The organism is Pseudomonas sp. GL_093 (genome assembly GCF_057837605.1).
Genome location: NZ_CM174448.1, coordinates 2,512,893 through 2,536,764 on the forward strand (window position 1 = coordinate 2,512,893; position 23,872 = coordinate 2,536,764).

Sequence of the window (23,872 nt, forward strand, 5' to 3'; positions counted from 1 at the left end):
CTTCCCCCACGTTGGCGCTCACAACAGCGGCCCTGCCTCCTTCCCATCCCGATCGGGTCATGTTGATGGCAATCGCTTACGCCGGTGATCGACTCGTGAGCGTGGGTGAGAGCGGTACCGTCGCCTTGTCGGACGATGACGGCCTAACCTGGCGCAGCGCTAAGCATGTGCCGGTGAGCGTAACCCTGACAAACATAGCGTTTGCTTCTTCCGGAATTGGCTGGGCTATTGGGCATCAGGGGGTGGTACTTCGCACCGATGATGCGGGCGAAAATTGGGTGAAGCAGGCCGACGGAATTACCCTTGCGCAGCAGGCTGTGGACTATTGGACACAACAAGCGGCCGAAGGAAATAAGGATGCTGAGGCCTTGCTGGAGAATGCCCTGAACGTGCTGGCGGATGGCCCCGAGAAGCCATTGCTGACGTTGTCCGTCATCGACGACAAACAGCTGGTTGTCGCGGGTGCGTTTGGTCTGGCGTTTCAATCAAACGATGCGGGCAAGAGCTGGGCTCCGCTTGGGGCCTTGGAGAACGAGGGGCGCTTGCACCTTTATGGCGTGGCGCGCACTGCGGGGAAGACCCTGGTCGTGGGTGAGCAAGGCCTGTTACTGGATGGCAACAGGGCACTGGCTTCGCCCTATGAGGGCAGCTTATTTGGTGTTATCGCTGACGGTTCATCTCGTGTTATCGCCTACGGGCTGAGAGGCCATCTCATCGTAAGTCCCGATGCGGGAGAGCATTGGCAGTCCCAGCAAGCTGGGGACGCAGCGTTCTTCTGCGGCATTCAACTTCGCAGCGGGGCGTTGTTGCTGGGGAATCAAGCAGGTCAGGTATTTGTCAGTCGAGGGGAGGGTGCTTCGTTCGAGAAGATCAAATGGCAAGCCCATGCCCCGTTGACTGGTGCAGTGCAGGCAAGTAACGGCGACCTGGTGTTTAGCAGCTTGGGCGGCATCGTCAGACTTCCAGCGAGCGAGCTCACCTCGCCGCTTGTGCAGAATGTGGGAATGAACCAATGACTTCTTACCGAGATCTCCCGCCCAGTGACGGCGTTGCTGGGAGAAGTTCGTGGCTGGAGCAATTGATCTTCAACAATCGGCTTTTGATTTTGTTGATCTGTCTTGTGCTAACCGTTGGGACGGCACTGCAGCTCCCGAATTTACGTTTCAACGCCAACTTCCAGCGGATGATTCCATCGGCTCATCCGTACATCGAGAACTACCTCAAGCATCGCGCGGATGTTGCCGGCCAAAGCAATCTGGTAGCGATCGCGGTCACTAGCAAGCGCGGCAACATCCTCGATGATCAATACCTTCAGACGTTGAAGCAAATTAGCGACGAGGTTTATCTGATCAATGGGGTCGACCGGCCTTGGATGGTATCGCTCTGGACGCCGACCATGCGCTGGCTTGGAATTACTGAGGCCGGCATTGATGGGGGGCCGGTGATTGACTCGACCTACGACGGTTCACCGGCAGCATTGAATCAGCTGCGTTTGAATATTGAACGCTCGGGAGAGGTAGGGCGGATTGTTGCCCCGGACTACCAGTCAAGTATTTTGCTCGTGCCTTTGATGGATTTTGACAATGAGACTGGGGAGTCGCTGGACTACGGCAGGTTCTCTCAGCAATTGGAGTTAGTGAGAGCAAAGTACCAAGGCGATTTGGTCGACATTCATATCGTCGGATTTGCCAAGGTGGTCGGCGATTTGATCGATGGTGTTGCGAAGGTTCTGAGCTTCTTCTTGATCTCTATCTGCATCGTCGCCGCGTTGGTCTATTGGTACTCGCGCTGCGTGATTAGTACCGTCAATGTTCTGCTCTGCTCACTGGTAGGGGTGCTCTGGCTGATGGGCTGTCTGCCTCTGCTGGGCTTGGAGCTGGACCCGTACACTGTACTGGTGCCTTTCTTAGTCTTTGCTATTGGTGTGTCCCATGGCGCGCAAAAGATGAACGGCATCTTGCAGGACGTCGGCAGGGGGTGTTCCCCATTGCTCGCTGCCCGGCAAACCTTCCGCCGACTGTTTCTCGCCGGCTTTGTGGCGTTGGTTGCTGATGCCATAGGTTTCGCGGTACTGCTCATCATCGACATAGGTGTCATTCAGCAATTGGCGCTCATCGCGAGTTTGGGTGTCGCGTTTCTAATTTTGACTAACCTCGTACTGCTGCCGATTCTATTGAGCTATGTGGGGGTCGGGCGCAAGGCGGCAGGTCGTGCGCTACAGATTGAGGAGCAAGATCTCAGAAGTGAGCACCCGCATCCTTTATGGAGCTTTTTCGACCTCTTCACTAAACGTCGTTGGGCCAGTGTTGCGCTCCTGGCTGGTTTGGCATTTGGTGTCTTAGGGCTGCTAGGTAGTCATCACCTGCAAGTGGGTGACCTTGACCCAGGCGCACCGGAGCTACGTAAGGACTCGCTTTACAACCAGGACAATGCCTACATCACCTCGCATTACAGCAATAGCAGTGACCTCTTCATGGTGATGGTTGAGTCTCCAGTGGGGCAGTGCATGAATTACCAGTTGTTAGAAAAGGTCGGCATGCTTGAGTGGCAGTTACGGCAGCTGCCAACGGTCGTAGCGACAAGCTCATTTGCCTCAATGACTTCGCTGGTCACCAGTCAATTTACTGAGGGCAATCCGCGCTGGATCGCTTTGGTACCGAATCAAGTGCTTCTCAACAGCCAGGTTAAATACGCGCCACGCAGCTTGGTCAATCAGCCCTGCAGCCTATCGTTGGTGAAGGTTTATCTGACCGACCACAAGGCAGCGACGTTGCGCCAAGTGAGCGAGCTAGTTGAGCAGTTTGCCGCGCAGAACGATAGCGAGTTGGGTGCCTTCAAGCTGGCTGCCGGCAACGCCGGCATCGAAACAGCCACCAACCAAGTTGTTCAAGGTGCGCGTGTTTCCATGCTGTTGTTGGTGTATAGCGCGGTTGTAGTGATTTGTTTGATCGCCTTTCGCTCCTGGCGCGCAGTTATCTGTGCGGTGGTGCCGCTCATGCTCACCTCGCTGCTGGCCGAGGCATTGATGACCGCGTTGGGTATCGGCTTCAAGGTGGCGACACTTCCGGTCATCGCGTTGGGGGTTGGAATTGGCGTCGACTATGCCCTTTATCTGCTCAGCGTACTGTTGGCTGAACTTCGCAAGGGGGCGAGCTTGTCCCGTGCGTACTACTTGTCACTCTTGTCAGTTGGTCGTGTAGTGCTTCTATCCGGGGTGACGCTTTCAGTGGGTGTGGCAACGTGGAGTTTCTCGCCCATTAAGTTTCAGGCGGATATGGGAATCCTGCTCTCCTTTATGTTTCTTTGGAACATGTTGGGTGCCCTGATTCTTCTGCCTGCACTAGCTTGTTTCTTATTCGGAGATAAGTCCCCTCGGGGTACTCACGCCGTTACAGCGCTTGAGCAAGATAAAAACAGGCTCTCTGCGGTTACGTGAACGGCTCAGAGTATGTCGGCGTTCCTCTAGCCGGGCGTTCATTGAAGGCTAAATGAGCGCCCGGCGAGAAGCCGAAATAGTTATGCATGTCAGTGCGGCAACTATAACTTGCAAAAATTGATATCAATATTGCCTGATGCTCTAACGCGTCCAGAAGCATGGCCTCGTTTGGGAGGAAATCGGGTTTTTATTATAAGTAACAATAGACGAGGTGTTTGATGAGCGATCAAGTATCAGCTAGCGATAATTTTACGTATGCCGATGTGCCTTATGTAAATACCAGCCGTGAACGCGTCGTCATTTCATATGAAGACCGAGCATTAGACGGTTTTGTTGTCGAACAACACCGCGTGCGTATGAATAATGCCCGCGTGGCGAAAGAGCCTTTATCCGTTGATCAGCAGGGATTTCAACTGGTTAATTGGCCGAGCAATGTCGTGCGCGAGCGTTTGGATGAGCTGGTCGCGGAAAATAGTGCGCCGAGTGAAGTGATGGGGCCGGTCAACCTCGCGTATTTGGCTGAGCTGGAAGCGCTTATGTTGGAGTTGAGCGGTGCGCGTGAAGTCTTCGCGCAGTATGGTACGATGACTGTTCGCTTCAGCAAGCGCGCCGCGCAACGAAGCTGGATGACGACTGCACAGTTTGCTCATTTGGACTTTGCTAAGACAGATATTGATCGATTGTTGCGTGACACGCTGGAATTAACGGGTCGCCAGGTTGCGCCTTATCGACGTTATGTAATGATGCAGGCGTGGCGCGTACTTACACCTCCTCCTCAGGATGTGCCACTGGCCATCTGCGATGGTCGGAGTGTCTCTAACGACGATATGATTCAACTCGATTTCATCGGTCCGAAGGGAAGTCGCAACGAGTTGCTTCATTCTCGTGGCTGCCGTTTCAGTTCGCGTCATGAGTGGTACTATTTTCCTAATATGACCCCTGATGAAGTGATGATATTTAAAGGCTTCGACTCAGAAATACCTGATGCGATGAATGCGATGCACACGGCTTTTGAAGATGTGTCTGCTGTTGGGGCGATTCCGCGAGGCAGTGTGGAATGTCGCTTTATCGCGCTGTACGATTAAGCTGCTGGTGCGATATAAGTTTGACTTTTCCAGCGATGTAAAAAATGCCCAGATCGAAAGATCTGGGCATTTTATTGGGTTTCGCATAAGTGGGGCTAAAGAGCATCGGGCAGAGCAATTCCACGAGCGCCGCAAGCGGCAATAAGCGTATTGCGCAGAAGGCAGGCAATTGTCATTGGGCCGACGCCGCCGGGCACCGGGGTAATAGCGCCAGCGATCTCAACGGCCTCGCTGAATGCTACGTCGCCGACCAGCCTCTTCTCACCATTCTCAACGACCCGGTTGATGCCCACATCAATCACACACGCACCAGGTTTGATCCAATCGCCTCGAACCAAATGAGGCTTGCCAACTGCCGCAATGACGATATCGGCGCCACGTACCAGGTCGGCAAGGTTTCGCGTGCGCGAATGGGCAAGGGTCACGGTGCAGTGTTCCGCAAGGAGCAATTGCGCCATCGGTTTGCCGACTATGTTGGAGCGTCCGATGATCACGGCGTGTAGTCCCTCAAGGCTGGGCAAACTGTGGCGCAACAGCATCAAGACGCCATAGGGCGTGCAGGGTATTAACGTCTCCTGTCCGGCCGACAGCTGACCGACGTTGACGGGATGAAAACCGTCAACGTCCTTGCTCGGCGCAATGGCGTGAATCACCTTGCCTTCATCAATGTGCGCCGGCAGCGGGAGCTGCACCAAGATGCCGTGCACCGCCGGATCCGCATTGAGCCGCTCGATTAGCGCGAGCAGCTCGGCCTCAGTGGTTTCTTCAGGCAGGCGATGTTCAAGGCTTGAAAGACCGGCCTCGATTGCCTGGCGTACTTTATTGCGGACATAGACATCGCTGGCAGGGTCATTACCTACCAATACGATGGCCAAGCTCGGCTGCAGCCCATAGTCCTGGTGTAATTGAGCTGCTTGACGCCGGACTTCTGCACACAGTTTGGCCGCGTGTACTTTGCCATCAATTATTCGGGCCGTCATAGCGCACTCGTAGGTTGCAGGGAGTTGACGTCAGCCCGGCGGTTGTCGGTTTTGTACGGGGCTGGGGCTACTTTCGCTCGAATGCGCTTCTCGCTACCGCGCGCGCCACCGTAGACCACGGTGACCTCGGTTCCGGGCTCGGCTAACTCGATATCAATGACACACAGAGAGAGCATTTCGCGGAAGTAGTAGCTGTAGCATCGTGATGAGGTCGCTCCGACCAGGCGGCCTTGATGCTCCACGCGGTCCGCCTCCATACAGCCCAGAACCTGCCGCGGCAGTTCCATGTAGTCATGCGGCGTACCGTCGCGAAACAACGAGGCGTAAATGTCGATGACGTCCTCACTGTTCCAAACAAGCGTGACGATCTTGCGTTTCGGCGCGACCAGCTCTGCCTCGAGCGCGTTGCGACCGACAAACTCATGGTCAAACTTAATGCTCTTGCCCCAGCCCAGATCGACGGGGCTACGTTGCAGTACGCTCAAGTTTTCGGCGGGATAAGTACCCGAGTGACGCAGTAAATTGAGAATGGCCGGAGCGGCCTGCTTCATAAAGTCGAGAAAGCCTTGTTCTGCTTCGCCGAATACCGCGGGGATGTAGTCGACAGTGGGTGTGGGGAAGCAGGCTTCTACATGGTTGACCATCTTCGTGCGACCGCCTAGGCGACGAATGCCAAACTCTTCCCCAGCTTCCAGAATCGCCTGGTAAATACCCTCTGCGTCTTCAATGTTGCCGTGTAATTCATAGCCAATTTCACCCGCCATGCCCTGGCGAAGTGCAAGAAATTCACGGCTGCCAATTTGGGTGGGGCGAAAGCGCATGAAACCGATGTCGCGAAGGCTTTCGCCGGTGACCTTTTCCATCAGAAACAGGGCGTTGGGGCCTTGGACTTGGAGGATAAAGCGTTCCTCGGTGAGGTTCTCCAGACTGGCGTCGTAATTGCCCAGTTGGAACCTGTAGAGCGCCCAGAGGATGCCCGGACCGCTGGTATAGATAAACGCGTCCTCGGTCTCTTTCATCAGGATACCGTCCCCAATTACCTTGCCTTCCTCGCTACAGAAAACGGCATGCTTGGCCTGGCCGATATCGAACTTGGCAAAGCTATTGATGCTGAGGTCGGAAAAGAATTTGAGAGCGTCTTTACCCTTGACGCGTAATTTGCCCAATGGCGACCAATCACCGATGTAGCAGGTCTTTTTCCAAGACATGCTTTCGTCGATCCAATCGGTGAACTCCGCGGCTTCGAATGAGCTACCGAAGCGGGTGTAAGTGAAGGTTTCCTGAGTGACTGGAACCGCAGGTGTCAACGCAAGGGTGTGATTATTGTTTTGCATGGTCGTGACTCCTGATACGAAGGAAATAAATAAGCGGATTACTGGAATACTACTGTTTTGTAACCGTTAAGCAGGATGCGGTGTTCGGCATGCCATTTAACTGCTCGGGCCAGCACTACGCTCTCGGTGTCGCGACCGGTAGCCGTTAAGGTGGACGGGTCCATTGCATGGTCCGCGCGCTCGACGCCCTGTTCGATGATCGGCCCTTCGTCCAAGTCAGCGGTAACGTAGTGAGCGGTGGCACCAATCAGTTTTACACCGCGATCAAAGGCCTGCTGGTAGGGGCGCGCGCCCTTGAAGCTGGGTAGGAAAGAGTGATGGATATTGATCACTTGGCCCGACAGGCGCTGACATAACCCATCCGAAAGTACCTGCATGTAGCGGGCAAGCACCAACAGTTCGGCGCCTTCGGCCTGGAAGATGTCCAGCAGCTTCTGTTCGGCTTCTGGTTTGTTGGTTGCGTTCACGGGTATGTAGTGAAAGGGCAGGTCGTAGCTGGCCGCGAGCTGATAAAACTCCCGGTGGTTGGACACGATGGCGCGGATGTCGATTGGCAGAAGCCCAGAGCGATGGCGGAACAGCAGATCGTTCAGGCAGTGCCCGATCTGAGAAACCATAATCACCGTGGGCATAGCGCGATCCGCGATGGCGAATTTGGCTTGCATTGTGAAGTCATGGGCAATGCTGGCGAAGCGTTCTTCGACCTCATGGAGTTGGGTGTCCGCCGGGCCTTCGAACTTCACTCGCATAAAGAACAGGCCAGTGGAAGCGTCGTTCAATTGAGACGCTTCGACGATGTTGGCGCGTTCGGAGAACAGGAAGCCGCTGACGGCATGCACGATGCCAGGACGATCTTGGCAGGAGAGCGTAAGGATCAGTTTCATCGGTCGACCCGTTGGGTGAGTTGTTGAGAGCAAGAGGATGTTGTAACCGCGTAGTCCACCTGATAGCGGTGGGTGCGCAGGTCTCCCAACTGATCCCTGACCCGTAAATGATCCTTATGGGTGGCATAAGCGGCCAGTGCTGCTGCGTCACTGAATTCCGAGACCATCACCACATCACAGGCATAGTCGGCACCGCTTTGATCGCTTCCTACCTCAAGGGAAAGCAGCCCTGGAATTTGCCCTATTAGCCCCTCAAAGGCGGACTTGACGCGCAGCCGAGCTGTTTGCCTTTCTTCGGGCGTATCTCCCTTCAGTTTCCACATCACAATATGTCTGATCACGCTGGCCTCATTGGGTACGGTGGAGTACGAAGTCGTAGTCGAGCGAATAAAAGGGAGTGCTGCATTCGGTGCCGTCGGGGGCAATGCCTGGCGGGTGGTGGACCCAGTCGGCTAACAGTGTTTGGCGCACGCCGAACACGGCGTCGGAATCCAGGTATTGATCGTCACTGCGGAATACTTGGGTGATGAGGCGCTCGAAGCCTTCAGCCTCAATCAGAAAGTGCAGGTGCGCCGGTCTCCAAGGATGTCGCCCCGTTGCTTTAAGCATCTTGCCTACCGGGCCGTTGTGTGGGATGGGGTAGGCAGTGGCAAGAACCGAGCGGAAGTGAAAGTGTCCGTCAGGCTCGGTTTGAAGGCGTGCACGTGCTTGTGAACCGTGAACCTCCGCGTACTGCACGTCATAGAAACCATCTTCATCCGATTGCCAGATGTCCATGGTGGCGCCGGCAATGGGATTTCCATCTACATCGCGGACCTGACCTCTGACCCAGCATGGATGTCCCTTCGCCCCTTGGCTGATATCAGCGCCGTTGTCATAAAGGGGCGCATTTTCGACGTAGAAGGGTCCCAGGACCGTTGTCTCTGTGCACGCTTTGGGTTTGCGATTGTTAAGTGCGGTTACCAGCATCGACAGCCCAAGGGTGTCGGAAAGCAGGATGAACTCTTGCCGCTTGTTGTCCGTGATGTGGCCGGCTTCGGTCAGAAATTGAATGGCTGCGACCCACTCGTTTTCTGTAAGCCTCACATCCCGCGCAAAGGCGTGTAAGTGCTGAACCAGGCTGGTGACTACCAAGCGCAAGCGTTCGTTTGAACAGGACGAAAACGACTCGACAACAGCCTGTGTAATGGTTTCTTCGTCTATATGACGCATTGTCGAGCTCCTTCGAAATATGTACGTACAATATCTCGTCGACACAGCGATGCAAGGGTATAGTTGCTAAATCACTTTTCCGTTTAGTGGAAGAATCAGCAGCATGGATCGATTGAGGCAGATTGAGTTGTTTACGCTGATCGCTGAGTTAGGCAGCGTTTCGCATGCTGCTACCCGGCTGGGTATGTCCAACGCTGCAGCGACTCGCCATTTAGCTGCGCTGGAAGAAAACCTTGGCGCGCGCCTGATTGAGCGGACCACTAGGCGACTGTGGATTACCGAGGCGGGGGCGAATTTTTTGAGCGGCGCTCAGACGATGCTTTCGGCCTTTCACGACGCCGAAGCCGCCGTGAACGAAGTGTCTGCCACGCCTACTGGGTTGTTGAGAGTTACCGCGTCGCTGTCATTCGCCGTTCAGCATCTGGCGCCCATGATGCCCTTGTTCAGGCAGCGTTTTCCGAGGCTCAAAGTTGAGGTGGTGGTTGCCAATCGTTACCCTGACTTTATTGAGGCAGGAATTGATGTGGCCATTCGTACCCGCGAGCATGAACCTGCCTCGGGCATTGCAATGCGGCCGTTGGCCGTTACCAGGCGGATCTTCTGTGCCTCACCTGGTTACTTGGCGCGGCGTGGCAGGCCGACGACTCCGGAGCAGTTGAGTCAGCATGACACCCTGGTTTACACCTTGGCGAACAACCCGTACGAGCTGCATCTTGAATGTGCAGAGGAGCGCCAATCTGTCACGCTGACGAGCATTTTTGATAGCGATGACGGCCAAGTACTGCGTATGGCAGCGCTAGCTGGGCACGGAATTTTGATCCTGCCGATGTACATTGTTTTCGATGATGTGGTTGCAGGCCGTTTAGTCCCGATACTTGATGACTGGGAATTGCCGTCGCTGACCATCAACATCGCTTACCAAAGCCGCCTCCATCTGCCTATGAAGGTGAGGGTGTTCATTGATTTTCTGGTTCAGCACTTCGAGCAGCTCGACTTTAAGCGCAAATGGTCATCCAACCGTCACTGATGCTATGGGTTGACGGTCTGAGAAAACGACGAATTGCCTTGAAGACCTATTAGGCAAATTCCCGTGCTTCAGTCACTCATAAATCAGCGATTTGGTTGGATGAAATGTCCGTACAACATGGGCTGAATTGCTGGAGAAATCAGGTGCACTTTGTAAGCCGCTCCGAGGCGGAATGCCCATAGCGCTCGTCGCGGAGAAGGTTGGCTACCAGTCGGAGCGCGCTTTTCGCGAGCTCTTCAAGAGACGCTTCGGCATGCCGCCGCTGCGGTATGCCAAGCAAAAGAACGTTCAATGAGCGGCTGCCCGCAATGACAGTTCGCCCAAGATGAGCGACGCCTTTTAGTTCATCGAGTCTGGCAGCTGGGGCAAGCAGCGTGCCAGTAGGCGAATGAGCGACACTCGGCTGTCGTGCGCAGGCTCCCTGCACACAGGCAGTGTTCGTGTCGCTTCCGATCGGGCGAGCCAGTCCGGAGGTGAGCCTACCCCTCGACCTGGGCTAAGGCCTGAAGCACGTCGTCCCCAGGGAACGGTTGCTCAAGGCGCATTCCAGGCATGAGGATGGACGGATGTTCGCAGATTGAGCTCGTGCCTAGTGCAGTTTCCAGCTCGGCCAGGCTGATGTGGTCATTGTCGACGACGATCTCGGTTTCGGCGCTCCAGCCGTTATAGAGATAGGTACGTCCTCCACCAATGCCGAATATCCGGCCGGTGAAGCGGCACCGCGAGGACGCCAGATAAACAACCAGTGGTGACACGTTGTCGGGCGAGAAGGGGTCGAACGCCTCGGTACGTTTCATCATTGCGTCCACAATAGGCACGGCGTCAGTCATGCGCGTACGGGCCATTGGCGCGAGCGCGTTAACCCTGACGCCGAGCCTGGCCAATTCTGCGGCCGAACTTTGCGTGAGTGCAGCGACCGCAGCCTTGGAAACGCAGTACGCGGGACTGCCAGGCATCGGGTTCACGCCTGCCGGAGACGAGGTGTTGATGATGGCCCTGCCACTGGCTGGGCCCTGCGCTTGCCAGTGGGCCGCGAGCCAGTGCGACATAGCCGCGGTGCCCGTGAGGTTCACGCCCATCGTTAATTCCCAGTCCTCCCTGGAAATGGAGGAAATGTCGGAACCAAACCGAGAGATCCCGGCGTTGTTCACCAGAATGTCCACACGCCCGAAATGCTTCAGGGCATCCTCGACTATGTGGCGGGCTCCATCCCAATCAGCCACTGACTCGGTGTTGAACTCAGCCGTGCCCCCGGACGCACGAATCTGTTCAACCACTTCTTGGGCGGGGATAGCATTGGCGCCTTCGCCGCGATCGCTGCCGCCCAAGTCGTTGACGAGAATCTTCGCGCCCGCATCCGCTAAAGCCAAAGCATGTGCTCGGCCAAGTCCGCGACCACCGCCCGTGACAATAGCCACCTTTCCTTCCAGCCATTTTTGATTCATTTCTTTTCCTTGGAATGTGCGTGATTCAATCGAAGAAGGCGAAGAACCGGGCTTCCACGCTGACCCGGGGGATGGCCTCAGCAGCATTCGAGGGGGAGTCGAATGCGGTGTGCATGGCGTTCATCGAGTTCGGAATGTCACTGTCAAAGCCTTTGAAGATCAGCAGGTCCTCGGGCTCCATGTCCGAGAGGAAGTACCACTGGTGTGCCGGATTGGCGATGCACAGGCGAGACTCAAAGAAAGCGCCTGGTTTTTCCCGCGGGCCGATTACCGAATCCATGACAATTGCGTCCGTGCCCGAGGCGCTGCGTCCGTCACAGATGGCCAGCGTGCTGTCTTGAGGCGCTCCGGAAATCACCCGCCACGTTTGGAACACCATGTAGCGTCGGTAGGGCTTTGGGGTGAGTCCGGTTTCTTCGAGGGACCAGCGCAGAAACTTGTTCGCCGAGTCTTCGGTGAAGTCCAAATGCACAAACGTGGCGGGAGTGGCCCAGGACTTTTTCTTGGCACGGTTGGAGGTCCGCACGAGCAGGCCGCTGGTTTGTGCAATTACCTCGCGAGCGCCAGTCAGTTGCTGGATATAGGCAGCCACCTCGCGCTGGTAGATGTCGTTGATATCGCTGTGCACATCCTGAAGCGTGAGGTTCTGATCGCGAAGCTCGGCGCGGGTCGCTGCTTCGCTCGTGTGGCGTACGTAGGCGAAGCCGTGGGTGTCCAGATTGAAACTGTCGCGAGCCTCTCGTACATCGTGAATTTGAACAGTATTAGGCAGGAAGGCGACGTTCATGTTGGTGGGGTCTACCGTGTCAAAAACCGCACGGCCGGCAATCTGGCCAGCGTAATTAATCTGCGCCTTGATAAACGGGAGGTCTTGCACGGGGGCGGAGTGTTTCGCGGCTAGGTTGCTCATTGTCTAGCTCCTTTTTTTGTTTTTATTTGTGGTTGCGACGGGGTGTGGCTTAGAAGAACGCGGCTAAGACTGGTGCGCTGTCCACGTATTCACGGGACTCGCGGATCTTCCCGTCACGCAGCACAAACATGAAGTGGTACAGATTCTTGTACTGGCGACCGGTAGTGGTTTCAGCCTGGGCCTCGACCTCCACGGATACGCGATCGGCTTCTGCTGTGATGCTGGCGACTTTGCTGGAGAATGTTTGCATTAGGGTGGCGAACTGCTTGAATTGCTCGCGCAGTTGCTCTTTGCTGTGGATACCTGCCATTGGGTGCCAAAAGGTCGCGTCGTCTGCCGCCAATTCAAGAGCGGCATCAATGTCGCCCGAAGCAACAAGCTCCATGTAGTTCAGAATCAGCGCCTTGTTCTTGTCGGTGCTCATGGTGCGCTCCTTAGAAATAGCGATTCGGGACAGAGGGTTGAGTCTCGAGTTGGCGCGAGAACAGCAGTCGCTCAAGTCGAAACTCCTTATCGCTGGCCAGGCGGCGCAGGCGCACAAGATCTTCCTCAAGGCGTTGAGCGTCGCCAGAGTGATAGATCAGGCGTTTGTTTTCGCTTGCCTGGGGCGAAGCGATCTTCAGGAATTTCTCCTTGCGCTCTTCTGCCCATTGATCAAGGACGCTTTCATCTGCGTCGCCTCGCATGACAGCAGTAAGCGTTGGGTGTAGCGCGTAGGCGTCGAACAATCCCGAGGTCAACCCCAGGCCACCTGTAGGGTTGGTCGCGTGGGCGGCATCGCCAGCGAGGATTACTCGACCGGAGCGAAAACGCTGGGCGGCACGCTGGTGCATTCGATAAGGGGAGTACTGCACCAGCTCGTAATTCGTGACTCCGGGCAAGATCACCTTGAAAAACTCAGGCATGCGTTCGAGCACTTTATCTTCCGGTAGATCGGCGCTTTCGCAGTAGGTGCACCGCCATAACCCTGTGTCGTCGATCTTGGCAATGATCGCACCGTACTTCGCGTCGATCATAAGGGTTGACCGAGCGTAGCCATGCTTCTCGAAGTCGTAGCGAATATTGGTCGCGACGAAACGTTCTGGCCAAGTGGTGCCCTCGAAGTCGATATCCAGCAATTCACGTATTCGACTACGGGCGCCGTCTGCGGCGATAACCCTGTCAGCCGTAAAAGTGCAAGTCTCACCCTCGCGCTCAGCGGTTAAGGTCACAGAGGTTTCGTCTTGCTGAAGACCAACCACCTTTGTGTTCCAAATAACTTGCGCGTTAGGCAAGCGAAGTAGGTGAGCCAGGGCTACTTCGGCGAGTTTGTCTTGGCCGAGGTGCAGGTTGTATGCGTAGGGGGTATGAGCTTCCAGATCGTTAAGGCTCCACTCGATCTTCTCGCGGGTACCGAATACCAAGTAACAATACTCTTGCTTCTTGAAGCCTAGTTTTTCCGCATCCTGGAGAATTCCGAGGCGGTCAAGACCAGCAAGTACGGACCAGTGATACACCATCGCGCGGGGCGAGTTGACGATGGCGGGCTCGCGCTCAAGTACAGTGACTTCCACGCCAGATTTTGCGAGTCCCAGCGCAGTGATGAGTCCCGTTGGACCTGCACCAACGACGATTACTTTGCTTTCCGACATTTTAATTATCTCCAGTTCGCAATGGACGGCCCGGATGAGGGCCAGCAGCTAGAAGTGGTGTTAGTTCACGTGCTCGGCTATCCAGGACTCGAGTAACGCGGCAATCGAATCACTGTTTTTTTCCAGCATCATGGCGTGGCCATTTCCTGTAATGCCGGCGTTTTCGAGTCTTAGGTGTTCGACAGTGGCTCCTGCCTGCTCCAGGAAATCGACCGTGCCATGGTTATCCATTGCCATCCATGAGGCCGGCGCCGTAACGACAACAATGGGGTAGCCCTGAAGGTTGGGTAATTGCCGAGCCGGTTCTTGCTGGACCTGACAAGGGATGCAGCCTGGAGGCGCCGGGCGTTCTTCGCGCGTTATATCGACCGGTGACGTTGCGGGTGGGCTGAAGGTAAGCGGCGCCGCGGTAATCCCCCAATCGAGGGTGCCGTTAGGGCGTTGAGCGAAAGGCGGGCCCAGCGGTTCGATGGCAATGATGGCTTTGACCAGTGCAGGGCGTTCGTCCGCCATCATCCAGCCGCAAGGGCCACCTGCCGAGTGGGTGAGCAAAATGGCCGGACCGATCAGGTCAAGGAGCTCGCCGCCTGCTTTGCGCATTAGTGAATGCATGAGCGGCATGGTCGGGGAGGGGCCGGCACTGGCCGTGAACTGATCTAAGGCAGGGTCACCGAGGGTGCCATCGCCAGGCCATTGAGTATGTAGATCGGCCCCAGGCCAGGCCATCGGACCTTTTGCGGGCGCTGAAAACAGATGTGATAAGAACTCATAAGAAGGGGGGGGGCTCATTGCGCCGAGTAGCTCGGGGTGAAACGGAGAGCGCCCATGTCCGGGGCGGTCGACCACATACACGGCATAACCTTTTTGCACGAACCATTGCGCCCATCCCGGGCGCCCATCCGCGGTTTGCAGATAATCCAGGCCTTGGCCACCACCTCCGTGAATCATCACGAGAGGCGTTCCATGTCGCAGCTCTGCCGGTATCCAGTACTCGACATACATCTGCCCGGCGGCGCAGGTTCCGGCGGGTGTGCTCAGCCTATCGATACCGACCCAAAAACTGCCCTGTGCCGCCAGATTGAGGGCCGTTTTGGACGCGGCATGAAGGTCCTCTGGTTTAAATGACCTTTCGCGATTGCTCATGTGTTTCGCCCTGTTTTTGTGATTGTTTAGGAGCTGGGAGCGGTAGAGTCGCATCGACTCACATGCCGCCTATCTAAAGGGGGAAGGCTCTATAATGTCAATATGTTGCGTACAAATAGATGCGATTATTGGCGTGGGCAGATAATCGAATTTAGCCGGTAAGAAGCATGTGTTTGTATATAACTATCTGTTTAATATAGTAAAAATATAAAATTAATAATTTTAGTTGACTGAGTATTCTATCGTTTGTGATATTTGTACGTACAAAAAATTGGAGATTATGATGATCAGGTCAATGCTTTTTGCGCCGGGTAATCACCAGCGCCGCAGCGAAAAAGCTTTCACGCTTGGGGCGGATGCGGTGGTTCTGGATCTGGAGGATGCCTGCCCATTAGCGGAGAAGGTTGCGGCCCGGGAAATGGTGGTGGGTGCCCTGAGTTTGCCGAGAAGGTCGCTGGGCTATGTGCGCATCAACTCGCTGGAAACCGCCTTTGCCTATGGCGATATTCAGGCTGTCGTGCAGCCGAGCGTCGACGGCTTGATGCTCACTAAGGTTGAGAGTGCCGAACAGTTGCGACAGGTGGATTGGGTGATCGAGCAACTGGAGCGAGAGCGCCAGATGCCGGTAGGTGGTTTCGATCTGATTCCCCTGGTTGAAACAGCCAAAGGGTTTGCCGCTATTTTCCAGATAGCTGCAGCGTGTCCTCGCGTTAAGCGATTGGCGGTTGGTTCGGGCGACCTTACCTACGACATAGGCGTGGAGCAGACGGGTGGCGAGGAGGAGATTTTCTACTATCGGAATTTGGCAGTTCATGCGTCCCGCGCGGCGGGTATAGAGGCACCAATTGATGCTGCGTGGCTGCGGGTCAACGATGTAGCTGGCTATGAAAAAGCTGTGGAGCGCACGCGGATGCATGGCTTTCAGGGCCGCCTATGCATTCACCCGAATCAGGTTGGATTTGCGAATGCCGCCATGAAGCCTTCTCAGGAGGTGGTCGATCAGGCGCGCCGGATAGATGAGGCTTTTTGCCGGGCGGAGTCGCAGGGGCTGGCGGCTATCCAGGTCGACGGCCTACTCGTGGATTACCCGATTGCTTACCGTGCCAGAAGGGTTCTGTTGCTCGTGGCGCGTATTGAAGCGATGGAAGCGTAAGGCGTTTGAGTTAACCGAGCTTGTCACCTTTTTTTGGGGGGGCAGGGCTGGCGTCTCTCCATTTTTTATTTTTTATAGTGATTCGTACAACTATGGCGTTGATTAAAAAATAAAAAGCTCAGTACTGATGCTTTTTTCTACAGAATAATTGACATGAAAGACGTTCAGGTTTTAAGTTGTTCGTACAAATTATGCGCTCTCGGATTGGGTGCTTAATGTCTGAATCAGAGCGGCTCCCTATGGGGTCGGCTTTAGCTAGGAGAGATGCATGCAGCCGTTTGTTTACAACGCCTTACCCTCACGAGTGGTTTTTGGATTTGGCACTCTTGCGCAGGTCGCAGACGAAATCCGTGCTCTGGGTTGTTCCAAAGCGTTAGTTCTCACCACTCCATATCAGCGTGCCTCGGGCGAAGCGCTGGTACGTCAGCTCGCTGGCGTAGCGGTAGGCCTGTTTGACAATGCCACCATGCATACTCCTGTGGAGGTCACGCGAGAGGCATTGGTGGTGGTGGAGAGCCTGGGTGCAGATTGTGTGGTAGCCCTCGGCGGCGGGTCCACAATTGGGCTTGGCAAAGCTATCGCGCTGCATACCGATCTGCCCCAGGTTGTAATTCCCACTACTTACGCAGGCTCTGAAGCTACGCCGATTATTGGCCAGACCGAAAATGGTTTGAAGACCACGCAGCGCACCCTGAAGGTGCTTCCGGAAGTCATCATTTACGACGTGGATCTGACCCTAAGCCTCCCAGCGCTGATGACTGTGACAAGTGGTCTGAATGCCATCGCCCACGCGGTAGAGGCGCTGTATTCGAAAGATGCAAACCCACTCATTTCGATGCTGGCTGAGCAGGGAATTGCAGCCATCGGCCGCGCTCTGCCACGCATTCACGCGAACCTCGAGGACAAGCAGGCCCGTTCCGACGCGCTTTTTGGTGCATGGGCTTGCGGTGTTTGCCTGGGGGCGGTAGGTATGTCGATCCACCACAAGTTGTGCCACACGTTAGGCGGTAGTTTTGATTTGCCCCACGCAGAAACGCACACAGTGGTTTTGCCTCACGCGATTGCCTACAACAACGACGCCGCGCCCGAAGCGATGGCCAGAATCGCGCGTGCCTTGGGTGCTGACAGTGCGGCTCAAGGGGTTTTCGATTTGGCTTACAAACATGGGGCGCCTACCCGACTCGCAGACATCGGCATGAAAGAGATCGACCTTGCTCGGGCTGTAGAAATTGCTTGCTCTTCGCCCTATTGGAATCCGCGGTCAATCGAGCCTGTAGCGATTCGTAAGTTGCTCGAGAACGCCTTCTCCGGCATCCGCCCTTAAGCACGTTCAAAAATCTAACAATAGGAGAACGTCATGAAGCTCAATCCGCACATCCAGCGCCATCACCACATCACGCTCAACGTCGGCAGTGCACAGGAAGACTACGACTTCCACACCAAGGTGCTTGGTCTCAAAAGCGTCAAGAAGACTGGTCTTTACGATGGTGATGACCCCATCTACCACTTATATTACGGCAATGATCTGGGCGAAGAAAGCACGCTGATCACCTGCTTCCCGTTCCGCCAGTCTGGTCGAAAGGCGCGCCCTGGCAGCGGCCAAATCAAGACCCTGGCGCTGTCGGTTCCGGAGTCTTCTCTGGTGTTCTGGGCCAAGCACCTGGAGATCCATGGCTTTAAACCGGAATTCCAAGAGCGATTCGGTGAAAAGCTTCTGCACTTCGCTCACCCCTGTGGTATCTGCTACGAGTTGGTCGGCATCGCGGACGATGACCGCAAGCCTTACTCCAACGGCGTAGTTCCCGAAGGCTTTGGCATCCGTGGTACCCACGGCATCACAGTGTCTGTGCGTGATCTGGAGAACTCCACCGAGTTCATGCACTACGGCTGGAGCGGCACGCTGAAAAATACTGACGGTATCTACAGTCGCTACGAGGTGGGTAAGGGGGGGAGTGGCACCATTATCGATTTCGAGCTTGATTCGGACCTGCCCCAGGGCTCCTGGACTTACGGCGAAGGTGTGGTGCATCACTGTGCGTTCGAGGTGACCGACCTAGAGGTGCAGCGCGATGTGAAGTTGCACCTTGAGGGCATGGGTTACACCGATGTATCGGATCGCAAGGATCGTGGCTATTTCGACTCCGTGTACGTGCGTACCCCAGGAGGCGCGCTGTTTGAGGCCACGGTGTCGAAACCGCTGGGGTTCCTGGTGGATGAGACCTACGAGGATCTTGGCAAGACCATCCAGGTGCCGCCGCAGATGGCGGCCCGCGCCGAGGAAATCGCCGCGTACCTTGAACCTCTGAAGTACTGAAGGGGGGCGTGATGAACGACAACCTTCATCTGCGCCAGCCGCTCCACACCTTGGGTCCTGCGCCTGAGGCCGTAGGAGCGGTTGTTATTCTGCTGCACGGGCGTACCCAAGGCCCGGCGGACATGTTTGCCATTGCCGAGCGTTTGAACCTGCCGGGGATGCCTTTTGTTGCTGTCGAGGCGGCGGGGAAATCCTGGTACCCCGACAAATTCATGGCCCCCCTGGAGAACAATCAGCCACAACTCGACTACGCCATCGTTCGCCTTGAGCTTCTGGTGGGAGAATTGGAAGGGCGGGGGATTTCGCGCTCGCGCATTGTCCTGCTCGGGTTTTCCCAAGGCGCCTGTCTGGCTTGCGAGTACCTGTATCGTTATCCCGGGCGATGGGGCGGGCTCATCGCTTATACCGGCGGGTTGATCGGGCCGGTCGAGATGCAATGGCCGGTATCAGGCTGGTTGCATGGCACGCCGGTGTTTCTTGCCAACAGCGATATCGACACCTGGGTACCGCTTGCGCGCACCGAGCAGACCGCCGCGGTATTGGCCGGGATGGGGGCTGATGTACAGCTCGAGGTCTATCCGCAAATGGAGCACCTGGTGAACGATCAGGAGATTACGTTTGGGCGCGCTTTGCTGTTGAACGTCTTGAACAAAGCATAAATTCGCCCTGAGCCAGTCACTGTAGCCCCCCTTGTGATGAGTGTTTCTGCCGGGCCTCCAAGATGCGTGGCCTGGATCAGGGGGCGGCTTGCGGATCGACAGCGCAGTGGGCGTTTCTCTGGTCATGGGCTTTCGCCCCAAGGGAGGTGTGCATGCTATTTACCGTTGCTCATATTCACGGTCCGATCCAGGTTACCTACGACCCCGTCAATCAGGCGCTGCGGGTGATCTACCAGAATCCTCATAGGGCTGCGCAAGGGCGCCAGTTGCAGGTGCTTTTCGATGAGTCTGCGTTGAAGGTGTTGGTGGATGAAATTTGCCGTCTGGAAGGACAGATCTAACACTCAGCGCTGATGTGGCAGCCATCGCCCTTACGCACATGAGTCAGGTTTTGAAGCGATTGACCAATTGACCCAGGTAACGCGATTGATCAGTAAGCTCGGTGCACGCCGATAATGTATGCGTCAGGTTTTTGCGACCGCTTTGATTGAGCTGATTGATTTCGTCGACATCGATGTTAAGCGCCTCGACTACCGTCGATTGCTCCTCGGTCGCGGCGGCGACGGACTGGTTCATATTATCGATATCACCGATCCGTCGGACCACGCTCGCCAGTTCATGGCTAGCCTTGGCAGCAATCGCCACACTACGCTCACTCTGATCTTGGCTTTCGAGCATGGTGTTGACAGCCGATTGTGATCCCAACTGTAAATGCTCAATCATCTGCTCGATTTCCTGTGCAGAGGTCTGTGTACGCTGGGCAAGATTGCGGACTTCGTCTGCGACGACTGCGAACCCTCGTCCCGCTTCGCCAGCCCTTGCTGCTTCGATAGCTGCGTTCAGGGCGAGCAGGTTGGTTTGGGAGGAGATGCTTTTGATCACCTCCAGAATCTTGCCGATGTCTGCTGTTTTGGTATTCAGCGCTTCGATGTTTTTGCAGGATTGGCGGATTTTCTCCGACAGGGTTTTCATCGCGCCCAACGTCAGCTCAACAATTTGTCGTGCATTCTCGGACTCATTGCGAGCGGTGGAGGCTTGCCTGGAAGTATTGGCAGCATTCTGCGCAATCTCTTGAGCTGCAGCGCCGAGTTGGTTAATGGCGGCTGCCACGCTGCTGGTTCTCAGGGATTGCTCTCCCGAGCTCTCCAGTGAAGCATTGGAGGAAAAGGTGACATTCTGGGCAACCTTGTTCAGCTCTGTGGTGCTGGAAGATACTTCTATGATGATCTGCTGTACCCGATCGACGAAGGTATTGAAGGCGCTGGCCAGCTCGCCGAACTCGTCCTGATTGATAACGGGAAGGCGGCGAGTCAGATCTCCCTCGCCCTGAGCGATATCAGTCATGGAGCCGTTCATATTGGCTAATGGGCGCATCAGCAACTTCATGAGCATGCTCAGCACAAGGAAGATCAACGATGTCGTGACGATAATTGCTACTAGCACCGTAAGCCGAAATTGTTTGAGCGACGCATAGGCCTTGTCTTTATCCAAGGAAATTCCTAATCGCCAACCTTCCAGCGGCAAGTCCTTGATCGGGGTGAATAGAAGCAGACGATCCTTCCCGGCCAATTGAGCTTCGCGAGTGCCGCTTGCCGAAAGAAGGGTGCTGTCTTGATAGATATCGAGTACCGACTTGAGCAATTGGTCCTTCTGCGGGCTGACCAGGATTTTTCCATTGTTGTCGATAAGAAAGGCATAGCCCAAGCCACCGAAATCCATCGCGTTGATGGTTTTCACCAGGCTTTCGATACTGAGATCTGCCGCCACCACGCCACCACGCTTTTGCGCAGGCCCTACAGGGGCAGCGATGGTGACGATCAGTCCGCCAGGTCCTTCATCCTCGTAAGGATCACCGATAGTCGGGCCGCTGGCGTTGATCGTCGATGTGTACCAAGGTCGGGTTCTTGGATCGTATCCCTCCGGTACCGAGTCGCCGGGACGTAAGAAAATCTTGCCGTCGGTATCGCCAAAATAGGCGATGAATGCCGACATCATCGTCTTCTGAGCCAGCACCTTTGTAATCAGTCCTTCCGAGCGATCATGTTCGAACAGCTCCGCAATCGTCTCTATCAACAAGACTCGCCCGGTGAGCCAATCCTGGATGTTTTTCGCAGCGGCTTGCGCCTCTTGATGCATTTGGTTTTGTAGCTGGGTTTGTATTGATTGACGTTGCATCCGTTCGTTGTAGAAGGCGAACAGACTGAATGAGGTGATTGACACCAACGCCGCTGCAGCCAGTGCTTTGTGGCGGAATTTGAGTAGCATTCGAGGTTTCCTGTAGTCCGTGGAAGAGTCAAATGGGCGGTAAAAGGCAAATTCAGGGCAAACGAATCCATCGGACTGATCACACAAGGTCAATCCGTCTTTGACGGGCGGGGGTTAGCTTTGAGTAAGTCGGAAAGCGTCCATGATTGCCTCCTGCATCAGGCTGGCTGTTCTGGACGCCCCTTGAGATTCACGAGCGACGACAAACACGGGGCGCTCCACCATGAACTCTGGTAGTGGCAGGCGATACAGTGCATCGCATTCCACCCAGGGCTGAGCAATGTGGTCGGGAACAATCCCGACAAAACCGCCGCTCAACAATAACTGCACAGTCCCCTCGACATGGTGGGCCAGGGCACAGGAGTTCTGGAGGAACGAGGCGGGTGCCGCGTCCTGCACCAGGTATCCACGACGAACATAGTGTGCTGTTTGCTCGACTATCTGGCGGGCCTTTTCTTCGCTCTTGCCGAACGCTTCATGATGACGACCGCAGTACAGCGCTGAGGCTTCACTGCCAATTACCTGATAGGTCAGAGACGGAAGGTCCGATTTGCAGATAGTTACTCCTACCCCGGCTTTTTTTTCCGCGACCGCTCGCTCTACTGCGTCGGGTGGTGCCACACCGATGCTGAGGCTTACTAGCGGATAACGGGTGCAAAAACTCTGCAGGGCCGAGGCAATAGGGTTGCTTGGTGTGAAGGCGCAGTGATCGATCAGCCACAAGCTCAACTCACCTTTGACTTCACCTTTTGAACTGGCCAGGGTTTCGCGAAATTCGTCGATCGAGTCGAGCAGGCGAAGTATTGCCGTGTAAGCGACTTGCCCTTCCTGAGTCAGTTGGAAACCGCTACGACCACGATGGCAAAGCTGACTACCGAAGCGACTTTCCAGATCCGACAGTTGTCGGCTTATGGCGGAAATGCCCATTCCAGTAGCCTCTTCGGCGGCGGATAGCCCACCGCATTCGACGACTGCCTTAAACAGTCGCCAGTGTTTCAAATCAATGTCGTGCAGAGGGGGAACCGATGGGGTGTTCAACTTTTTTATACTCCAGGTGCGGGGAGTAGAGCGCTTGCGTCAGCAAGACGTGTCGCGCTCGGCCTTTTGTTAGTGTTGTACACCAAGTCAATCTTTTAGGAGAGTTGGCTATCCAAGTGAATCAGGGTTTCAGCCAGAACTCGGGTGCCATCCAGTAGCTGTTGTTGGTCCAGCCACTCCTCGGGGCAATGACTGCGACCATTCAGGCAGGGGACGAATACCATCCCCATAGGACCGGTCGCACCGACGTAAACCGCGTCATGTCCGGCTCCGCTGGGCATGGTCTTGTGCGAGAAGCCCAAACGTTGAGCCACCTGACTGACGGCTTCAATCACGATTGGCGAGCAGTCCGTTGGATCGGCATAGGTCAGCGCTACTGAATCGACTGTCAATCTGAGATCCGCCAGCGCGGGTGCACAGCCATCAAGCAGTTGCTCCGGAAAGTCGAGCAGTACCTGTTTCGAGTCGCTGCGAACTTCCAGAACCATTTCCACTTTGCCGGGTACGGCATTCGGCACATTGGGACTGACGTCTATTCGGCCCACTGTGGCAACCACGTAGTGAGGATTACCGCTCATGACGGCGGCCATTTTTCGAGCCTCGCGAATCAGCTCAGCCGCGCCGACCAATGCGTCGCGACGCAGATCCATGGGGGTGGTACCCGCATGGTCAGGTAAACCGTGGACAGTGATACCGACGCGACGAATACCCACGACGTTGGTGACTGACCCGATAGGCAAGCCGCGGCTTTCCAGAACGGGGCCTTGTTCGATGTGGAGTTCAACAAATGCTGCGGTGCTGTTGGGAGCCCTGAGTGCTTGGCCGAGGGCCTCCGGGGCACCGCCAATACGTGTCAACGCTTGTGCCAGGCTTTCGCCGGCACGGTTCTGCGAGGCCAGCATCTCAGAGCTCAGCAACCCGGAGAAGGCCCGGCTACCTACACAGGAAATACCGTAGTCGCTCGGCTCTTCGGATAGAAAGTCGATCACTTGCAATGGATGGCGCAAGCGTCGATTAGTGTCCTTCAGCGCGTGGGCTACTTCGAGAGCAGCCAAGACGCCGATGATGCCGTCAAACCGGCCACCACCGACTACTGTATCGCAGTGCGAGCCACTGATGAGTGGTTTCAGGTCGGGCTCGCTACCGTCGAGTTGACCGATTAGATTGCCGCCGGCATCCAGAGTCACCGTGAGGCCTGCCGACTCAAATTCAGATTTCAACCAGTGCCTGGCTTGTTCGAACTCGGGTGAAAAGGCGCGCCTGGTCCACGGCACGTTCGGCAGCGTAAACGTCGAAAGGGTATTGACCCGATTCCAGAGACGCTCAATGTTCAGTTCCAGCGGTGAGTCGGTCATG

Annotated in this window: 23 protein-coding genes and 1 pseudogene; 10 read left to right on the forward strand and 14 right to left on the reverse strand. The window is 55.6% G+C overall.

Annotation, left to right across the window (positions count from 1 at the left end):
- Window positions 1–59 precede the first annotated feature (59 nt).
- From AC3IUE_RS11520 to AC3IUE_RS11530, 3 genes are all read left to right on the forward strand, one after another.
- Window positions 60–1,016, forward strand: coding sequence for a WD40/YVTN/BNR-like repeat-containing protein (locus AC3IUE_RS11520; protein ID WP_489267447.1), 957 nt, complete (start codon window positions 60–62; stop codon window positions 1,014–1,016).
- Entirely contained in the window at window positions 1,013–3,436 is a 2,424-nt protein-coding gene (locus AC3IUE_RS11525; RefSeq protein WP_489267449.1) for an efflux RND transporter permease subunit, read from the forward strand. Before AC3IUE_RS11520 ends, AC3IUE_RS11525 begins: the two co-directional genes overlap by 4 nt.
- Window positions 3,437–3,654: 218 nt before the next feature.
- A complete protein-coding gene (locus tag AC3IUE_RS11530; protein ID WP_489267451.1) occupies window positions 3,655–4,521 on the forward strand; it encodes a CmcJ/NvfI family oxidoreductase in 867 nt (288 codons plus the stop codon).
- A 95-nt stretch (window positions 4,522–4,616) separates the two neighbouring features.
- Here AC3IUE_RS11530 and folD read toward each other — a convergent pair whose 3' ends face one another.
- Genes folD through AC3IUE_RS11555 form a run of 5 tightly spaced genes read right to left on the reverse strand, consistent with a single transcriptional unit; the run spans window position 4,617 to window position 8,931 of the window.
- Window positions 4,617–5,501 (reverse strand): bifunctional methylenetetrahydrofolate dehydrogenase/methenyltetrahydrofolate cyclohydrolase FolD, encoded by an 885-nt coding sequence (folD, locus tag AC3IUE_RS11535; RefSeq protein WP_489267453.1) that lies wholly within the window; start codon window positions 5,499–5,501, stop codon window positions 4,617–4,619.
- Window positions 5,498–6,835, reverse strand: coding sequence for a glycine cleavage T C-terminal barrel domain-containing protein (locus AC3IUE_RS11540; RefSeq protein ID WP_489267455.1), 1,338 nt, complete (start codon window positions 6,833–6,835; stop codon window positions 5,498–5,500). Before AC3IUE_RS11540 ends, folD begins: the two co-directional genes overlap by 4 nt.
- Window positions 6,836–6,873: 38 nt before the next feature.
- Window positions 6,874–7,719 (reverse strand): formyltetrahydrofolate deformylase, encoded by an 846-nt coding sequence (purU, locus tag AC3IUE_RS11545; protein WP_489267457.1) that lies wholly within the window; start codon window positions 7,717–7,719, stop codon window positions 6,874–6,876.
- Window positions 7,716–8,060, reverse strand: coding sequence for a Dabb family protein (locus AC3IUE_RS11550; RefSeq protein ID WP_489267459.1), 345 nt, complete (start codon window positions 8,058–8,060; stop codon window positions 7,716–7,718). Before AC3IUE_RS11550 ends, purU begins: the two co-directional genes overlap by 4 nt.
- A 7-nt stretch (window positions 8,061–8,067) precedes the next feature.
- On the reverse strand, window positions 8,068–8,931 hold the full coding sequence (locus AC3IUE_RS11555; RefSeq protein WP_489267461.1) for an intradiol ring-cleavage dioxygenase: 864 nt from the start codon (window positions 8,929–8,931) through the stop codon (window positions 8,068–8,070).
- Window positions 8,932–9,034: 103 nt separating this feature from the next.
- On the opposite strand from AC3IUE_RS11555, the gene AC3IUE_RS11560 reads away from it, so the two are divergent.
- Together AC3IUE_RS11560 and AC3IUE_RS11565 are read left to right on the forward strand one after the other, a co-directional pair.
- Complete coding sequence (locus AC3IUE_RS11560) at window positions 9,035–9,958, forward strand: LysR family transcriptional regulator (protein ID WP_489267463.1); 924 nt, start codon at window positions 9,035–9,037, stop codon at window positions 9,956–9,958.
- 172 nt (window positions 9,959–10,130) lie between these two features.
- Window positions 10,131–10,253, forward strand: a complete 123-nt coding sequence (locus AC3IUE_RS11565) for a helix-turn-helix domain-containing protein (RefSeq protein ID WP_489267465.1) — start codon at window positions 10,131–10,133, stop codon at window positions 10,251–10,253.
- Window positions 10,254–10,437: 184 nt separating this feature from the next.
- On the opposite strand, the gene AC3IUE_RS11570 is transcribed toward AC3IUE_RS11565, so the two are convergent.
- The 5 genes from AC3IUE_RS11570 to AC3IUE_RS11590 are packed head-to-tail and all read right to left on the reverse strand — an operon-like array spanning window position 10,438 to window position 15,087.
- Window positions 10,438–11,403, reverse strand: a complete 966-nt coding sequence (locus AC3IUE_RS11570) for an SDR family NAD(P)-dependent oxidoreductase (RefSeq protein WP_489267467.1) — start codon at window positions 11,401–11,403, stop codon at window positions 10,438–10,440.
- A gap of 25 nt (window positions 11,404–11,428) precedes the next feature.
- Window positions 11,429–12,313: a CmcJ/NvfI family oxidoreductase gene (locus AC3IUE_RS11575; RefSeq protein WP_489267469.1), complete on the reverse strand. Its 885-nt coding sequence runs from the start codon at window positions 12,311–12,313 to the stop codon at window positions 11,429–11,431.
- Window positions 12,314–12,362: 49 nt separating this feature from the next.
- A complete protein-coding gene (locus AC3IUE_RS11580) occupies window positions 12,363–12,737 on the reverse strand; it encodes a nuclear transport factor 2 family protein (protein WP_489267471.1) in 375 nt (124 codons plus the stop codon).
- 10 nt (window positions 12,738–12,747) lie between these two features.
- Window positions 12,748–13,944, reverse strand: a complete 1,197-nt coding sequence (locus AC3IUE_RS11585; protein ID WP_489267473.1) for an FAD-dependent oxidoreductase — start codon at window positions 13,942–13,944, stop codon at window positions 12,748–12,750.
- A 60-nt stretch (window positions 13,945–14,004) separates the two neighbouring features.
- Window positions 14,005–15,087, reverse strand: coding sequence for an alpha/beta hydrolase (locus tag AC3IUE_RS11590; protein ID WP_489267475.1), 1,083 nt, complete (start codon window positions 15,085–15,087; stop codon window positions 14,005–14,007).
- A 295-nt stretch (window positions 15,088–15,382) separates the two neighbouring features.
- Here AC3IUE_RS11590 and AC3IUE_RS11595 point away from each other — a divergent pair, with 295 nt between their 5' ends.
- The 5 genes from AC3IUE_RS11595 to AC3IUE_RS11615 all read left to right on the forward strand — a co-directional run bounded on the left by AC3IUE_RS11595 (window position 15,383) and on the right by AC3IUE_RS11615 (window position 19,554).
- A complete protein-coding gene (locus tag AC3IUE_RS11595; protein ID WP_489267477.1) occupies window positions 15,383–16,240 on the forward strand; it encodes an HpcH/HpaI aldolase/citrate lyase family protein in 858 nt (285 codons plus the stop codon).
- A 268-nt stretch (window positions 16,241–16,508) separates the two neighbouring features.
- Complete coding sequence (locus AC3IUE_RS11600) at window positions 16,509–17,564, forward strand: maleylacetate reductase (protein WP_489267479.1); 1,056 nt, start codon at window positions 16,509–16,511, stop codon at window positions 17,562–17,564.
- A 33-nt stretch (window positions 17,565–17,597) separates the two neighbouring features.
- Entirely contained in the window at window positions 17,598–18,554 is a 957-nt protein-coding gene (locus AC3IUE_RS11605) for a VOC family protein (RefSeq protein WP_489267481.1), read from the forward strand.
- 11 nt (window positions 18,555–18,565) lie between these two features.
- Entirely contained in the window at window positions 18,566–19,213 is a 648-nt protein-coding gene (locus AC3IUE_RS11610; protein ID WP_489267483.1) for an alpha/beta hydrolase, read from the forward strand.
- A 152-nt stretch (window positions 19,214–19,365) separates the two neighbouring features.
- Window positions 19,366–19,554 (forward strand): hypothetical protein, encoded by a 189-nt coding sequence (locus AC3IUE_RS11615; RefSeq protein ID WP_489267485.1) that lies wholly within the window; start codon window positions 19,366–19,368, stop codon window positions 19,552–19,554.
- Between the two features lie 43 nt (window positions 19,555–19,597).
- Here AC3IUE_RS11615 and AC3IUE_RS11620 read toward each other — a convergent pair whose 3' ends face one another.
- The 4 genes and pseudogenes from AC3IUE_RS11620 to ertE form a co-directional block, all read right to left on the reverse strand.
- Window positions 19,598–20,323 carry a methyl-accepting chemotaxis protein gene (locus tag AC3IUE_RS11620; RefSeq protein ID WP_489268799.1) on the reverse strand — a complete coding sequence of 242 codons (726 nt, stop codon included), beginning with the start codon at window positions 20,321–20,323 and terminating at the stop codon, window positions 19,598–19,600.
- Between the two features lie 129 nt (window positions 20,324–20,452).
- A pseudogene (locus AC3IUE_RS11625) lies at window positions 20,453–21,478 on the reverse strand (HAMP domain-containing protein); the annotation flags it as partial.
- Between the two features lie 114 nt (window positions 21,479–21,592).
- Complete coding sequence (locus AC3IUE_RS11630; protein ID WP_489267487.1) at window positions 21,593–22,516, reverse strand: LysR family transcriptional regulator; 924 nt, start codon at window positions 22,514–22,516, stop codon at window positions 21,593–21,595.
- A 95-nt stretch (window positions 22,517–22,611) separates the two neighbouring features.
- Complete coding sequence (ertE, locus tag AC3IUE_RS11635; protein WP_489267489.1) at window positions 22,612–23,871, reverse strand: N-carbamyl-l-glutamate amidohydrolase ErtE; 1,260 nt, start codon at window positions 23,869–23,871, stop codon at window positions 22,612–22,614.
- Between the last annotated feature and the right edge of the window lies 1 nt (window position 23,872).